The sequence below is a fragment of the Bradyrhizobium sp. USDA 372 genome (assembly GCF_053629095.1).
In genome coordinates, this window is record NZ_JBRJHR010000001.1 from 2,433,121 (window position 1) to 2,447,741 (window position 14,621).

General features: G+C 66.0%; 12 protein-coding genes. 6 read left to right on the forward strand and 6 right to left on the reverse strand.

Annotation, left to right across the window (positions count from 1 at the left end):
- Positions 1–246: 246 nt before the first annotated feature.
- Positions 247–2,208 (forward strand): putative bifunctional diguanylate cyclase/phosphodiesterase, encoded by a 1,962-nt coding sequence (locus tag AB7M16_RS11665; RefSeq protein WP_453943964.1) that lies wholly within the window; start codon positions 247–249, stop codon positions 2,206–2,208.
- A gap of 213 nt (positions 2,209–2,421) precedes the next feature.
- Here AB7M16_RS11665 and AB7M16_RS11670 read toward each other — a convergent pair whose 3' ends face one another.
- The 4 genes from AB7M16_RS11670 to pgm all read right to left on the reverse strand — a co-directional run bounded on the left by AB7M16_RS11670 (position 2,422) and on the right by pgm (position 7,180).
- On the reverse strand, positions 2,422–3,402 hold the full coding sequence (locus tag AB7M16_RS11670; protein ID WP_453947165.1) for a PDR/VanB family oxidoreductase: 981 nt from the start codon (positions 3,400–3,402) through the stop codon (positions 2,422–2,424).
- An 11-nt stretch (positions 3,403–3,413) separates the two neighbouring features.
- On the reverse strand, positions 3,414–4,166 hold the full coding sequence (locus AB7M16_RS11675; protein WP_172785821.1) for a GntR family transcriptional regulator: 753 nt from the start codon (positions 4,164–4,166) through the stop codon (positions 3,414–3,416).
- A gap of 3 nt (positions 4,167–4,169) precedes the next feature.
- Complete coding sequence (locus tag AB7M16_RS11680) at positions 4,170–5,219, reverse strand: aromatic ring-hydroxylating dioxygenase subunit alpha (protein ID WP_453943965.1); 1,050 nt, start codon at positions 5,217–5,219, stop codon at positions 4,170–4,172.
- 314 nt (positions 5,220–5,533) lie between these two features.
- On the reverse strand, positions 5,534–7,180 hold the full coding sequence (pgm, locus tag AB7M16_RS11685; protein ID WP_453943966.1) for a phosphoglucomutase (alpha-D-glucose-1,6-bisphosphate-dependent): 1,647 nt from the start codon (positions 7,178–7,180) through the stop codon (positions 5,534–5,536).
- A 161-nt stretch (positions 7,181–7,341) separates the two neighbouring features.
- On the opposite strand from pgm, the gene AB7M16_RS11690 reads away from it, so the two are divergent.
- Together AB7M16_RS11690 and AB7M16_RS11695 are read left to right on the forward strand one after the other, a co-directional pair.
- Positions 7,342–8,478, forward strand: a complete 1,137-nt coding sequence (locus AB7M16_RS11690; protein WP_453943967.1) for an alpha/beta hydrolase family protein — start codon at positions 7,342–7,344, stop codon at positions 8,476–8,478.
- A 50-nt stretch (positions 8,479–8,528) separates the two neighbouring features.
- On the forward strand, positions 8,529–9,293 hold the full coding sequence (locus tag AB7M16_RS11695) for a lytic transglycosylase domain-containing protein (protein ID WP_453943968.1): 765 nt from the start codon (positions 8,529–8,531) through the stop codon (positions 9,291–9,293).
- Between the two features lie 18 nt (positions 9,294–9,311).
- Here AB7M16_RS11695 and AB7M16_RS11700 read toward each other — a convergent pair whose 3' ends face one another.
- Positions 9,312–10,112, reverse strand: a complete 801-nt coding sequence (locus tag AB7M16_RS11700) for a response regulator (protein WP_212259472.1) — start codon at positions 10,110–10,112, stop codon at positions 9,312–9,314.
- A gap of 303 nt (positions 10,113–10,415) precedes the next feature.
- On the opposite strand from AB7M16_RS11700, the gene AB7M16_RS11705 reads away from it, so the two are divergent.
- Together AB7M16_RS11705 and AB7M16_RS11710 are read left to right on the forward strand one after the other, a co-directional pair.
- On the forward strand, positions 10,416–11,417 hold the full coding sequence (locus AB7M16_RS11705; protein ID WP_453943969.1) for a Bug family tripartite tricarboxylate transporter substrate binding protein: 1,002 nt from the start codon (positions 10,416–10,418) through the stop codon (positions 11,415–11,417).
- Positions 11,418–11,421: 4 nt separating this feature from the next.
- Positions 11,422–12,270, forward strand: a complete 849-nt coding sequence (locus AB7M16_RS11710; RefSeq protein WP_453943970.1) for an MBL fold metallo-hydrolase — start codon at positions 11,422–11,424, stop codon at positions 12,268–12,270.
- A gap of 24 nt (positions 12,271–12,294) precedes the next feature.
- On the opposite strand, the gene AB7M16_RS11715 is transcribed toward AB7M16_RS11710, so the two are convergent.
- The gene (locus tag AB7M16_RS11715; protein ID WP_212259470.1) at positions 12,295–13,182 is read right to left on the reverse strand and encodes an aldose 1-epimerase family protein; all 888 of its coding nucleotides are present in this window, start codon (positions 13,180–13,182) and stop codon (positions 12,295–12,297) included.
- A gap of 180 nt (positions 13,183–13,362) precedes the next feature.
- Here AB7M16_RS11715 and AB7M16_RS11720 point away from each other — a divergent pair, with 180 nt between their 5' ends.
- Positions 13,363–14,466 (forward strand): glycosyltransferase family 4 protein, encoded by a 1,104-nt coding sequence (locus AB7M16_RS11720; RefSeq protein ID WP_260380388.1) that lies wholly within the window; start codon positions 13,363–13,365, stop codon positions 14,464–14,466.
- Positions 14,467–14,621 lie beyond the last annotated feature (155 nt).

Consider the following 14,621-nt stretch of genomic DNA (forward strand, 5'->3'; position numbering starts at 1 on the left):
CGGGAGCCGCTCAGGCCTTGACGCGAGAAGGCAGACAGCTTCGTCGGCGCCACCAAACACGTCTTTGTTGTCACTGGCGTGACGCATAGCGCCGCATTTGTATCGATTTGTTATCGATATTCCGTGACGAACACGCAGAAGTGGTTACGGCGCCCCCCGCAGCCGTGGATAATTCATAGTTCGTCAAAGGTTTGCGGCAAAGTCTCCGAACCGGCTGGACGAAAGGCCCTGCTGCTAGGCTCTGGGATGCGGACTCAAACGACCAACTATGTCGCTCGGCTGTTCGCCGGCGATCTGTCGGCCTTTGGCGGTCCCGCAGCCGACGAGGCCGTCGCCGGGCAAATCCGCGCCGAGCAGATGTCGCTGGTGCTCGGCTATTCGGTCGGTATCATGCTGGCCAATGCCTGCAACGCCATTGTGCTCGCGATCGCGCTGTGGCCATCGCCGGACAGGATCCCTGCGCTGATCTGGGCGGCTTCCGTCGCCGGCGCCGCGATCGCGTTCGGCCTGCAATCGCACGCGGCGCGCCGCATCACCAAGCCGCAATTCGTCTCGCGTCGCGCGATGCACCGGCTGGTGCGCAACGCCTTCATCCTCGGCGCCGCCTGGGGCATCGTCCCGGTCGCCTTCTTCGCCGGCGCTTCGACCGGCGGCCAGCTCGTCATTACCTGCCTGTGCGCGGGCATGCTGGCCGGCGGGGCACTCGCCTTCGCCACCATCCCGATCGCGGCGATCGCCTTCACGGCGCCGATCTTCCTCGGCATCGCCATCTGCCTCGGCCGGAACGGCGATCTCGCCTTTCTCCTGATCGCCTTTCTCGTCGTGGTATACGGCAGCGTCCTGCTGCGCAGCGTGTTCGTCAATTCGTTCTCGTTCGCCCGGCGCGTGATGCGACAGATCGAGGCCGAGCGCACGGTGCGGCTGGATCCCCTGACCCATCTGCCCAACCGCGTCGCCTTCAATGAAACGCTCGACGCCGCGCTCAAGCGGCTGGCGCTATCGGGTGAGGAATTCGCGGTGCTCCTGCTCGATCTCGACCGCTTCAAGGAGGTCAACGACCAGTTCGGCCATCCTGCCGGCGACGAATTCCTGGTCCAGGTGGCAAACCGCCTGCAACGCTGCACGCGCGCCGCCGAGCACGTCGCGCGCATCGGCGGCGACGAGTTCGCGCTGGTGATGGCCAACCTGACGCGGCCGGAGGATGCGCTCGAGATCGCCGAACGCTTCGTCGCGGCCTTCGCCGAACCGTTCCAGATCGAGGGCCGTCAGATCGTCGGCGCAACCAGCGTCGGCATCGTGCTGGCGCCGCGCGACGGCAACACGCCGCTCGATCTCATGAAGAATGCCGATGCCGCGCTCTACCGCGCCAAGAAGGCCGGGCCGGGCACGGTCTGCTTCTTCGAGCAAGCCGATGACAGGTCGTCCCGCGAACGCAAGGCGCTGCAAGCGGACCTCACAGGCGCGATCGCGCGCGACGAGCTGTTCCTGGTGTTCCAGCCGTTCCTGGATCTCGGCAGCAACCGCATCACCGGCTTCGAGGCACTGCTGCGCTGGCAGCATCCCACGCGCGGGCTGGTGCCGCCGAGCGAGTTCATCGCCATCGCGGAGGAGACCGGGCTGATCCACGAGATCGGCGAATGGGTCATCCGCCGCGCCTGCGCGACGGTTGCGGAGTGGCCCGAAGAGATCAGGGTCGCCGTGAATTTCTCGGCCGCGCAGTTTCACAACACGGCCATCCTCCAGACCATCGTGGAGGCGCTCGCCGAGGCCAGGATCGCCCCGCATCGGCTCGAGATCGAGATCACGGAATCGATGCTGCTGTCGAAATACGGCTCGGCCGCGACGGTCCTGAACGCGCTGCTGGAGCTCGGCGTCACCGTGGCGCTGGACGATTTCGGCACCGGCTTCTCCTCGCTGACCTACCTGCGCAAGCTGCCGTTCAGCCGCATCAAGATCGACCAGTCCTTCATCCGCGACATGCTGGTGCAGCCGGACTGCGCGGCGATCGTGAAGTCGGTGATTTCGCTCGCGCGCGATTTGCAGATCGGCGTCGTGGCGGAGGGCGTCGAGACCGCCGACCAGCTCGAATATCTCAGGCAGATCAATTGCGACGAGGTGCAGGGCTATCTGATCAGCCGGCCGGTGGCCGCGGACGGGGTGATGGCGCTGCTGGAGACGAAGAAGTACCGGGCGATTTACGCGGCGTAGGAAAAATTGTGCCTCGGTGCCGGCGACTTGGAAGGTACGCTCCCTCCCCGCTTGCGGGGAGGGCTGGGGAGAGGCTGTCTCTACGGCGGGACTCCCCCAGAGGAGAGAGCCCTCACCCGCGCCTTTGGCGCGACCTCTCCCGCAAGCAAGCGGGAGAGGTGGAGCCCGCGGCGCCGTCCGCTTCCTCCTAAGAGAGTCCCGCTCCGGCCTAGCTCAAACCGCATCCGCCCGGAGCAGCGTGTCGACCGTGATGGTGCCGCGCGCGCGGGAGACACAGGCGCAGATCTTCTGGTTGGTTTGCTTCTGGTGGTCGCTGAAGAAGACGTCGCGATGGTCGATCTCGCCGTCGACCTCGACCACGTCGATGGCGCAGAGGCCGCATTCGCCGCGCTTGCAATCGTACATCACGTCGTGGCCGCTGGCATTGAGCACGTCGAGCATCGAGCGCTCGCGCGGGATTTCGAGCTCGACACCGGAGTCCTTCAGGCGCACGCGGAACGTTTCGGTCGGCAGCGTGCCGCTGGAGCCGAAGGTCTCGTAGCGGAGATCGGGGAGCGGATGGCCGGCGCCGATCCAGGCATGGCGCGCGGCGTCCAGCATGCGCATCGGGCCGCAGAACAGGGCCAGCGCGCCTTGCGGAAGTGAAGCAAACAGCGGGTCGAGATCGAGCCGGTGCCCTTCGTCGCTGGCATGAACCACGAGACGATCGCCGAGCATCGCGGCGAGATCGTCGAGATAGGCGGCCTCGTTGCGCGAGCGCACGGCATAATGCAGGGTCACGTCCGCTCCGCGCCGGGCCAGCGCCTGCGCGGCGCCGAGGATCGGGGTGATGCCGATGCCGCCGGCAATCAGGCAATAAGTGTTGCGGCTCCAATCGACCGCGAGCAGCGAGGCGGGTTGCGTGATGTCGAGCCGCGCGCCCGGTTGCAAGGACCACATGTAGCGCGAGCCGCCGCGGGAATCCTCAGCACGGCGCACTGCGATCTTCAAGCCCTGCGACGAGGCCTCACCGACCAGCGAATAGGACCGCGTCTCCGGCAGGCCGTCGATGGTGACGCTGACGTTGATGTGGCTGCCGACCGGATAGGCCGTGGCCTCGAACTGATCCGGCCTGATCAGGAATTCGCGGACGTTCGGGGTGAGATCGCGGGTGGCGACGAGCGTTGCGGGGGTCCAGGTCTCGATGAAGCGCATGGTCACTGCCCTCAATCGGTTGCGGTCTTGATCAGCGCGAGCGCCGGCAAGAGGTCGAGATGGGTCCGGTTGCGCAGCGCGAGCCGCAGGTTTCGCACCGCGAGCCGCGCATGCTCGCGCATGACGGCCTCGGCGCGCGCGCCTTCGCGGTTCTCGATGGCGTCGATCACGACGCGATGATGCTCCTGGGCGATGATCAGGATCTGCTGCGCCTCCGGCAACGCCGATTGCGCCATCACGAAGCCGCTCGGCGAGGCAAACGGCAGCGCCGAGGCGCGGTCGATCTGCCGGATCAGCGGCGGGCTGCGCGACAGTTCCGTGAGCTGGGCATGGAAGCGCGCATTCAGCGTGACGTAGGACGAGAAAGCATCGACCGAGATCGGCACCTGCCGCAGCAGCTCGTCGATTGCAGCGAGGCACTCCTTCAGCGGCTCGAGCTCGCGCGCGGCGACGCCGCGCTCGGCGGCAAAGCGCGCCGCCAGGCCTTCCAGCGTGCCGCGCAGCTCGATCGAATCGGAGATGTCGCGCTCGGAAAACGCCTTCACCATGAAGCCGCCGGAGGGGATGGCCTCGAGCAGGCCCTCCTCCTCCAGCCGCACCAGCGCCATGCGCACCGGCGTGCGCGAGGCGCCGGTCGTCTCCACCGCCTGAAGCTCGGAGATGCGCTCGCCCGGGCGCAAGGCGCCGGACAGGATCTGGTCGCGCAGCGCGAGCTGCGCCTTCACGGTCTGCGAGATGGAGCGGTCGACCTCACGCTCGGCCATGTTCTACTCCGCGGCCTGAAGGTGCTTTGGGGCGTTTTCCTTCGCCACCATCTTGTCGATCAGCTTGCGCGACCACATCGCGCCGGCATCGATGTTGAGGTTGTAGAAGATGCGATCGGGGTTCTCGTCCATCGCGCGCTGCTGCGCTTCCAGGATCAGCTCGTCCTCGCGGAAGATGCCGGAGACGCCCTCGCGGATCTCGGTGGTGAGGCGCTGCTCACCGAGGCGGTAATTGCGGACGAAGGACCAGAAATAATGGCAGGTCTTCTCGGTCTCCGGCGTGATGGTGTTGAGCACGAAGCCGTTGACGCCCTGCGAGCGGTCGCCTTCCGGCGCACCGGTGCCAGCAGGCGCGACGCCGACGTCGATCGCGATGGTGCACGGCGCCTCGAAGCGGATGATCTGCCAGCGGTCGACGAGGCCGGGCTTGCCGAGCTGCTTGGCCCAGAACGGCGGCGGCTCGATGCCGCGCATCCAGCGCGTCACCGTCACCGTCTTCTCGCCATGGGTGACGTCGAACGGCGCTTCGGCCACCGCATCATTGCCGATCGAGGAGCCGTGCACGAAGGTCTCGTGGGTGAGGTCCATGAGATTGTCGAGCACGAGGCGGTAGTCGCAATTGACGTGGATGGTCTTGCCGTCGCCGGCCCAGGCGGGATCGTGATTCCAGTGCATGTCCGGCACCAGCGCGGGATCGGCCAGCGCGGGATCGCCCATCCAGAGCCAGATGAAGCGGTGACGCTCGACCACGGGATAGGCGCGCACGCAGGCCGACGGGTTGATGGTCTCCTGCGAGGGCATGAAGGTGCAGCGCCCCTGCGCGTTGTATTTGAGGCCGTGATAGCCGCAGACGACGGTGTCGCCCTCGAGCCGGCCCTTGGACAGCGGCACGAGGCGATGCCAGCAGGCGTCCTCCAGCGCGGCCACCGAGCCGTCGGCCTTGCGATACATCACGACATGCTTGCCGCAGATCGTCCGCGGCAACAGCGCCGCCTTGACGTCGGCGTCCCACGCAGCAGCGTACCAGGCGTTCATGGGGAAGGGTTTTGTCATTGTCTCGCTCCCACGGGCTTATGAATACGTTATGTATACAATAGCTGAGGGGTGGAATTGTTCAAGCCCAAATTCGCCCTAATATGATACCTCTATACCAACTTCTGTATACAGAAAATCTCGAATGTCATCGCCCGCGAAGGCGGGCGATCCCAGTACTCCGCAGCGGAAATTGCCTGAACCAATGACCGCCGCGGAGTACTGGATTCCCCGCCTTCGCGGGGAATGACGGCGGTGACTGCGGTCCAAGCGGGCACGCGGCCCACCCTCAAGGGACTCCAAGGGAGGGTAAGAGGGGCGCTTGCGCCGGGGAGCTACGCCGCGAACACCTTCGCCAACCCCGCCTGAGCTTCTTCCTGAATCCGCTTCAGGTGCTCGGGGCTGCGGAAGCTTTCGGCGTAGATCTTGTAGACGTCCTCGGTGCCGGACGGCCGCGCGGCGAACCAGCCGAAATCGGTCTCGACCTTGATGCCGCCGAAGGGCTGGCCGTTGCCGGGCGCCTTGCTCAGCGTCGCGCGAACCGGATCGCCGGCGAGCTCCTTGAGGCCGAGCTGCTCCGGCGTGACGGATTTCAGGATGTTCTTTTGCGGCCCGGTGGCGGCGACATCGATGCGCGCGTAGTGCGGCATGCCGAACTCGGCGGTGAGCTCGGCAAAGATTTGGCTGGGATCGCGGCCGGTCCTGGCCATGATCTCGGCAGCGAGCAGGCCGAGGATGACGCCATCCTTGTCGGTGGTCCACACCGCGCCGTCGCGGCGCAGGAACGAGGCCCCTGCACTCTCCTCGCCGCCGAAGCCGAAGCCGCCGGTGACGAGGCCGTCGACGAACCATTTGAAGCCGACCGGCGTCTCCACCAGCTTGCGGCCGAGCTTCTTGGCGACGCGGTCGATGATCGAGCTCGACACCACGGTCTTGCCGATCGCGGCATCCTTGCCCCAGTCCGGACGGTGCGCGAACAGGTAGGAGATCGCCGTCGCCAGGTAATGGTTCGGATTCATCAGCCCGCCGGTGCGCGTGACGATGCCGTGGCGATCGGCGTCGGTGTCGTTGGCAAAGGCGACGTCGAAGCGGTCGCGCATGCCGATCAGGCTCGCCATCGCGTAAGGCGAGGAGCAGTCCATCCGGATCTTGCCGTCCCAGTCCACCGTCATGAAGCGGAAGGTCGGGTCGATCGCCTCGTTCACGATCGTGGCCTTCAGGCCGTAGCGCTCGATGATCGGATGCCAGTAATGCACGGCGGCGCCGCCGAGCGGATCGATGCCGATTTTGACGCCGGCGGATTTGACGAGGTCGAGATCGACGACATTGCCGAGATCGGCGACGTAAGGCGTGACGAAGTCGTAGGCGTGGACATTCGCGGCCTTGCGCGCCTTGGCATAGTCGATGCGCTTCACGTCCTCGAGGTCGCCTGCGAGATAGGCGTTGGCGAGCTTCTCGACGACGCCCGTCACGTCCGTATCGGCCGGGCCGCCATGGGGCGGATTGTATTTGTAGCCGCCGTCCTCGGGCGGATTATGCGAGGGTGTGATGACGACGCCGTCGGCGAGGCCGCTGGTGCGGCCCTTGTTGTAGGTGAGGATCGCATGCGAGATGACCGGCGTCGGCGTGTAGCCGCCGTCCTTGTCGATCATGACCTCGACGCCGTTGGCGGCGAACACCTCGATGGCGCTGACCAGCGCCGGCTCGGCCAGCGCATGGGTGTCGATGCCGACGAAGAGCGGGCCGGTCAGGCCCTTCTCCTTCCGGTAATCGCAAATCGCCTGCGTGGTCGCGAGGATGTGGCCTTCGTTGAAGGTGTTCTTAGACGAGGTACCGCGATGGCCCGACGTGCCGAACGCCACGCGCTGCGCCGGATCCGATGCATCCGGTCTGTTGGCGAAATAGGCCGTCACCAGCCGCGGAATATTGGTGAGCACGTCCGGCGAGGCCTGCTTGCCCGCCGCGGGATCGACTTCTGCCACTGAAATATCCTCGTCCTGTCGTGAGTGCGGGACACCATAGCATCGGCCCGGCCCCCGCCAAGGGCACAACACGCGCGAGGGGGAAGGCGTTCCTTGGGGGTAGCGAAGGTGGTGCAGCGGGTTCGTGCTATGCTCGGCACCACCACCCGTCGAATCGTCTCATGATCCCTTCGCGCAAGCTGCTCGTGCTGATCGCTGCCCTCACCCTGGCCGGTGCACCGGCGCGCGCCGCGGAGTTCTACACCGAGGACCTTCGCATCCCGATGGCGGAGGCCGGACCGCAGGGGCTCGAGGCCTTCCTGGTCCGACCTGCGGGGACGAAGCGCTATCCCTTGGCGCTGCTCAGCCACGGCTCGCCGCGCAAGTTCGAGGACCGCGCGGCGATGTCGGCGCATAAATATTACGGCATTGCGCTGGAATACGCCCGGCGCGGCTTTGCGGCGCTGATCGTGATGCGGCGCGGCTACGGCACCTCGCCCGGCGGGCGCGTCGACAGCGTCGGCGGTTGCGCAAAGGCGGCGTACCTGCCGGCGGCCGCCGTCGCAGTTGCCGATCTGCGCGCCGCGATCGATGCGATGGCGCACCGGGGCGACGTCACGATTTCGGGCATGATCGCGGCCGGCCATTCCGCCGGCGGCCTTGCCACGGTGGCGCTGAGCGCGCAGGCCCCGCCCGGTCTCGTCGCCGCGATCAACTTCGCCGGCGGCCGCGGCTCGCGCGACGACGACGATGTCTGCAACGAGGACGGGCTGGTGCAGGCCTTCGCCACCTTCGGCAAGAGCTCGCGCGTGCCGATGCTGTGGGTCTATGCGAGCAACGATTCCTATTTCGGTCCCGATCTCGCGCGCCGCCTCCATGACGGGTTTCGCGCCGGTGGCGGCAATGCGAGGTTCGTGGCGGCGCCGGCTTACGGCGACGACGGCCATTATCTCTATTCGGTCGCGGGCCGGCCGCAATGGACACCGTATCTCGACGCCTTCCTGCGCGAGCGCGGGCTCGGCCGTGAACTCCTGAGCCTGCCCGATCCGCTGCCGCCACCGCCCCAGCTCAGCGAGGCCGCGCGGGCCGAGTTCGCGCGCTATCTCGCCAGCCTGCTGCCGCACAAGGCCTTTGCGGTGTCGCCGAACGGCGGCTACGGCTGGCGCACCGGCCGTGCGACGACTGGAGAGGCCCGGCGCGACTCGCTGGCGGCCTGCATGAAATGGTCGCCCAGTTGCACGCTCTATGCGGTCGATGACCAGCTGGCCGAGCCATCGCAGGCCAGACCCACCGACCAGAGCGCCCGCGCGCGGCAGTGACAGACGCGCCAGAGGCCGGTTTGTTAACTCCGGAGCTCTATGACAAGCCCATGCTGTGGGATCGGGCACGCTTCAATCTCGGCGCGACATGGAGGCATATCGCGGTCGTCCTGCTCGTGTCGGCTCCGATCGGCGCGCTCGCGGGCGACGGGGGGACCGAGCTCGGCGCCGGCGAAACGCCGTCGTCGCGCGCGATGATCCGGAAGATCATCGAGCGGGAAACCAAAAGCACCAATCTGCCGGCCGACATCGCCGAGGCGATCGTCTTCGTCGAAAGCGGCTACAACCCGGCAATCATCGGCGGCGCGGGCGAAATCGGCCTGATGCAGGTGCGCCCCGAGACGGCGGCGATGCTGGGCTTCCACGGCAGCAACGCGGAGCTGGCCGAACCCGACGTCAACATCCATTACGGGGTGCTTTATCTCAGTCAGGCCTGGCGTCTTTCGGGCGGGGACCTCTGCCGCGCCCTGATGAAATACCGGGCGGGTCATGGCGAAGAGGAGATGACCGGGCGGTCGCAGGTCTATTGCAACCGGGCCCGCAACCGGCTTCTCGCGATGAGCGCGATGCCGGCAGGCGCCGAAGCTGCGGCTGCTCCGGATCCGGCGCCTGCAGTTGCCGTTGCGGCCGCGGCTGCGGCGCCCGCAAAACGGGCGAGCCGCCCGAAGATGCCGGTGCAGCCCAAAGCCGTCTATGCCAGCTATCGTCAAGGCACCGCAGCCGCCAGCCGCGCCTATTGGGCCGCCCACGAGGCGAGGGTCAGCCAGATCAAGGCGCGCATCGAAGCACGTTGGAAGCGCGTTGCATCGCGCTGACGGCGATGTCCTGTTGCTCTAGAGCCGCTCGCTGAGCGCGAGCTTGTAGCCAACGCCGGTGACGGTCGCGATCACGGGCGTGCCGCTGCCGACCAGCTTGCGGCGCAGTCGCGCCACCAGCGCATCGACCGTGCGGATGTCGACGTCGGCCTGGCGGTTGCTGACGACCTCGATCAGATAGTCGCGGCTGAGCGGCCTGCCGTCGGCGCCGACGAGCGCCGCGAGCAGGTCGAATTCGGCGCGCGTCAGCGCCACCGGCTTGCCGTCGTTGCCGAGCAGTTCGCGCCGGGTCAGGTCGATGATCCAGTCGCCGAAGGCGATCGAATTGTGGTTGCGCGCCGCCTTGCGATCGATCGAGCGCCGCCGCAGCACGCTGCGCGCACGCGCGAGCAGATCGCGCAGGTTGATCGGCTTGGTGACGTAATGGTCGCCGGCAACCTCGAGGCCGAGAATGCGGTCGACGTCGGTGTCGCGCCGCGTCACGAAGATGATGCCCACGTTGCCGGCGGCCTGGATCTCCTTGGCGAGCTCGAAGCCGTCGCCGTCGGGCAGTTGCACGTCGAGGAAGACGAGATCAGTGCGCGCGCGCAGCGCCTGACGGCACTCCGTGCAGGAGCCGGCGCCGACCACATCGAAATTGTTGTCGCTGAAATAGTCGACCAGCATGGTCCGTGTCACCGGATCGTCCTCGACGACGATCAGCCGCTCGCGGCCGGCCGGACGCGATTCCTGACGTGCGGAAACCGTCACGGTCCTGGATGATCCGACCTGCGAATTCAAGTCGCTGCGCGTCGCGCTGTCATGTGAACGGACATTCACAGCCTGTTCGAGCCCCCGAAATTGCCTGCCGCAATACTAGGCGCGTTGTGACGCGCAAACAATATTGGTCATGGTCTCAACGTATTTAGTATGAATTGGCCCACAATTCTCATCCCGCGCACCATCGCGCCGGCCATATCCGGACGGGCGAAGGTCCGTCGAGCCACCCAGCTCCGGACATAGTCGCCCAACGTAAAGAGGGCCTTCGGCTTCGGAAAAACGCCACCTACCCCGAGCGGCGCGCGCGGCTTGCTTCGCCGCCAACTTGGAATCTACTGTATGGCCCGACACGATCTCGGAGCCATGATGACCATCAGCACGCAACGCGCAACGCGGCGCGCAATTCTTTGGACCGTCGGCGGAGCCGCCGCCGCGCTCGCCACCCGAGCCGGCGCACAGACCTCGGAAAGAACCACGAAGATCGTCGTCGGCTTTCCGGCGGGAGGCGGGCTCGATGCGATGAGTCGCATCATCGCCGACAAGCTGCGGGAGCAGACCGGGCTACCCGCCATCGTCGAGAACAAGCCGGGCGCAGCAGGCCGCATCGCCGCCGAAGCGGTGGTCCGGTCCGAGCCTGACGGTTCGACATTGTTGTCCGCACCGATCGTCGCGACCGCGTTCTACCCGTTCATCTTCAAGTCCCTGCCCTTCGATCCGCTGGTCGATCTCGCGCCCATCAGCAGGTTCTGCACGTTCCAGTTCGCGCTGGCCGTCAGCACAAAACTGCCCACGGCCAGTCTCGCGGACTTCCTCGCCTACGCGCGCGCCAACAAGGAGCGGATGAATTTCGGCTCGCTCGGCGCGGGCACGCCCTCGCACTTCCTCGGCGTCATGCTGAACCAGGCGGCCGGCATCGAAATGGCCCACGTGCCCTATCGCGGCTCGGCGCCCGCCCTCACGGATCTGCTGGGCGGCACGATCCAGGCGACGTTCGACACGACCGCTAGCTTGATGGAACAGTACAAGGCCGGCACGATCCGGCTGCTTGCGATCACCGGCGCAAGCCGCTCGCCGCGCCTGCCTGACGTGCCGACTTTCGCCGAGCTCAAGCTTGGTCTCGGCGCCATCGAATCCGCAGACTTCTGGTACGGATTCTTCGCAGCAGGCAAGACGCCGGGGCCGATCCTCGACAAGCTCAACGGCAATCTGCGCGGCGTGCTGGCTGATCCCGCCGTGCGCCGGTTGCTGTCCGCCCTCGATGTCGGCGTCGTCGCTGATACGCGCGCAGAGTTCTCTGATATCATCAAGGCCGATTACGACCGCTGGGGCAGCGTGATCAGGTCGACAGGCTTCACGCTGGAGTAGGCCCATGGAGGTCATACTGCTCGGCACCGGCGGCCCACGTCCAGACCCGCGTCGCATGGCGACGACCACGCTGATCAGGCTTGGCGAGGAGAACATCCTGTTCGACGCCGGCCGTGGCGTCATGGTGCAGCTTCACAAGGCGGGCGTGCCGCTCGGCGCCATCAACACGGTCTTCCTCACCCATCACCATTTCGACCACATCGGCGATCTCTACGACGTGATGCTGAATTCGTGGATGCACGGGCGCAAGGACGAGCTGCGCATCTATGGACCGCCGGACACCGAGCGGCTCGTCAACACGCTGGTCACGCAGGTCTACGACAAGGACATCGCCTGGCGCGACCAGGGCGAGCCGACCTTCGGCGGCTGGAAGCCTGTCGCCGCAACGGACATCGTGCCGGGTCCCCTTCTCGATACCGGTCGCTGGAAGATCAGCGCCGAACTGGTCTCGCATGGCGACGGTCTCGACATGTCGCCGGCCTTCCTGGCGCGCTGGATGTGTCTCGGCTATCGCTTCGAGGCCGAGGGCAAGGTCATTGCGATTTCCGGCGACACGGTCCCTTGCCCGGGGCTGGAGCGCCTGGCCGAAGGCGCCGACCTGCTGGTCCAGGTCTGCTTTCTCGCAACGCCCGAGATCAACAACGAGCACTTCCGCCGGCTTGCGAAACACACGCTCGCCTGCGGCGACACCGTCGGGAAGATCGCGGCCAAGGCCGGCGTCAAGAAGCTCGCGCTGACCCATCACCGTCCGCGCACCGACGACGCCATGCTGACCGCATTGCTCGATGACGTCAGGCGGGACTATGCAGGACCGGTCGTGCTCGGCGAGGATCTCACGCGCATCGAGGTCTAGGCATCGTCGATCAGCTCGCCGGCCTCAGGACGATCCGACCTCGATGCGGAACGATAGTTGCTCTTCCGCGCCGGCCGCGATGTGCATCAGTCCCGGCTTGTCGGTGAAGTCGCCCTGGAAGCCGGCGGGACTTGCATAGCCGCGCCAGGGCTCGATGCAGAGGAACGGCGCGCCTGACGGTTTCGACCAGACGCCGAGCTCGCGAAATCCGCGCCAGGACATTTTCAGCCAAGGTCCGGTTGATGCACCGCCCGTCGCGGCATAGCGGACCGAATGGCTCTCGATGCGGTCGAAGATGACGGCGTCGTCGACGAACAGGGAATCCGACAAGGGAAGCGACGTGCCCTTGACCGGGCTCGGCTCCGCCACGGGGCGCAGCAATCCAGCTTCCAGACGGCGGATCGGAGACGATTCGGCGCTCGCGAAGGTCAGTGCATAGCTCTCCTTGGCCGCGCCGGGCTGCAGCGGCCAATTGAAGGCGGGATGACCGCCGATCGACGCCGGCAACGTCTCCTTGCCGGTATTGGCGATCGTGAGCGTCAGATCGAGGCCGGACTCATCGATCGCATAGGCCGCCGTGAGCCGGAACGGGAATGGATAGAGCGCGCGCGTCGTCTCGTTGTCCTCGAGCACAAGAGTGCAGCGGCTCTCGCCGCGTTCTGCCCACACGAAGCGGCTGTCGCGGGCAAAGCCGTGCTGCGTCATCCGATACGTCTTGCCCTGGTGCCGCAATTCGTCGTTGGCAAGGCGCCCGACGATCGGAAACAGCAGCGGCGCGTGACGCGGCCATTCCGGCCCCGCCTGCCAAAGGAATTCGGTGCCGCCGCCCTTCAGCGAGCAGAGCTCGGCGCCGTGCGCCTTGACGGTCGCGGTGAGCGAGCCGCTGCGAAAGGAGTGGGTGTCGTCGGTCATTGCCGACCTCTACACCCCGCCCTGGCACGCAGCAAGGCGACGCCGGCCATGCAGGCGGCGCCTCCGAGCCATGCCGGGCTGCGTCATATTTCTGTACCTAACGATTGCTCACGTGCGGCTCCTCCACCGCGAGCTCCCCGCGAACCCGGCCGGGACTCCATGAACCATCGTGGTCCTCAATTGAAATTCTTCATCAACGGCCGCTTTCTGTCGCAAAAGCTCACGGGCGTGCAGCGCTATGCCGCCGAAATGGTCAAGGCGATCGACGGGCTGCTCGCGTCGGAGCAGATTCCGGCCGTGCTGCGCAACGCAGACTGGCAATTGTTGAAGCCTGCGGATGCAAGCGAGGAACTTCATCTCGACCGGATCAAGATTCGCGCCGTCGGCCGGTTGCATGGGCACGCGTGGGATCAAGTCGATCTCGCCCGCGCCGCCGCCGGAGGCCGCTTGATCAGCCTGGCCAATTCCGGGCCCGTCTTCCATCGCGACCACATTGTCGTGATTCACGACGCCCAGGTCTTTCGCAGGCCCGACTTCTTCAATTGGCGCTATCTGACCGTCCATCGCACGATGGGTCGGATGCTCGCCCGGCACGCAAGCATCGCAACGGTATCGGGATTTTCACGCAAGGAGCTTGCGGATGTGCTGAATCTCTCGGCATCGCGCATTCCGATCTTCCCCAACAGTGCCGAACACTTTGCGGCCACGAAGCCCGATCCCGGCATTCTGGCCCGACTTGGCGTCCGGCCGCAGAAGTTCTTCCTGTTCGTGGGCTCGAAAACCAAGAACAAGAATCTGTCCGTCGCGATCCGTGCCATCCAGCTGCTCGACCGGGCTGACGTTCCCCTGGTCATCGTCGGCGGCGACAACAGCAAGGTCTTTCAGGATCATTCCGGCGAAGGGGTTTCCGGCCTGCTGCTGGCCGGCCGCCTGACCGACAGCGAGATTGCCGCACTTTATGCGCACGCATCGGCCTTCGTGTTTCCGTCGCTCTACGAGGGATTCGGTGTCCCGCCACTCGAAGCCATGATCTTCGGCTGCCCGGTGATCGCCTCGACGGCCGACGCCGTCGTGGAGACGTGCGGCGACGCGGCTGCGTATTTTGGCGCCACGGATGCCGAAGCACTGAAGCAGCTCATGCTCGAAAGACTGGCAATCGGCGCGATCTCTGAGCAGGAACGCAGGCGACAACAGGATCGTCTTGCATTCTATTCGTGGAAGAAATCGGCGAAGGCGTTGCTCGATCACCTCGCGGCGCCGGCGAACGTCGCCAGCGCTGCGTGAAACGCGGCGCGGTTCGCCTATCGCGCGCAATGGTTTTTGCACAAACGATTTGCAACTCGCGTCTCTCAGCACGGTTCCATGAAACTTCTTCTTCGTTCTTGCGGCGATCGCAAGCACGAGCGCCTTGGCGCAACATGACCACATCCCTGCCCCAA

Bases quoted from the DNA above. Each gene is read 5' to 3' on its own strand.
- AB7M16_RS11665 (WP_453943964.1), top strand. From the start codon at position 247: ATGCGGACTCAAACGACCAACTATGTCGCTCGGCTGTTCGCCGGCGAT.
- AB7M16_RS11670 (WP_453947165.1), bottom strand. From the start codon at position 3,402: ATGCGCTTCATCGAGACCTGGACCCCCGCAACGCTCGTCGCCACCCGC.
- AB7M16_RS11675 (WP_172785821.1), bottom strand. From the start codon at position 4,166: ATGGCCGAGCGTGAGGTCGACCGCTCCATCTCGCAGACCGTGAAGGCG.
- AB7M16_RS11680 (WP_453943965.1), bottom strand. From the start codon at position 5,219: ATGACAAAACCCTTCCCCATGAACGCCTGGTACGCTGCTGCGTGGGAC.
- AB7M16_RS11690 (WP_453943967.1), top strand. From the start codon at position 7,342: ATGATCCCTTCGCGCAAGCTGCTCGTGCTGATCGCTGCCCTCACCCTG.
- AB7M16_RS11695 (WP_453943968.1), top strand. From the start codon at position 8,529: ATGCTGTGGGATCGGGCACGCTTCAATCTCGGCGCGACATGGAGGCAT.
- AB7M16_RS11705 (WP_453943969.1), top strand. From the start codon at position 10,416: ATGATGACCATCAGCACGCAACGCGCAACGCGGCGCGCAATTCTTTGG.
- AB7M16_RS11710 (WP_453943970.1), top strand. From the start codon at position 11,422: ATGGAGGTCATACTGCTCGGCACCGGCGGCCCACGTCCAGACCCGCGT.
- AB7M16_RS11715 (WP_212259470.1), bottom strand. From the start codon at position 13,182: ATGACCGACGACACCCACTCCTTTCGCAGCGGCTCGCTCACCGCGACC.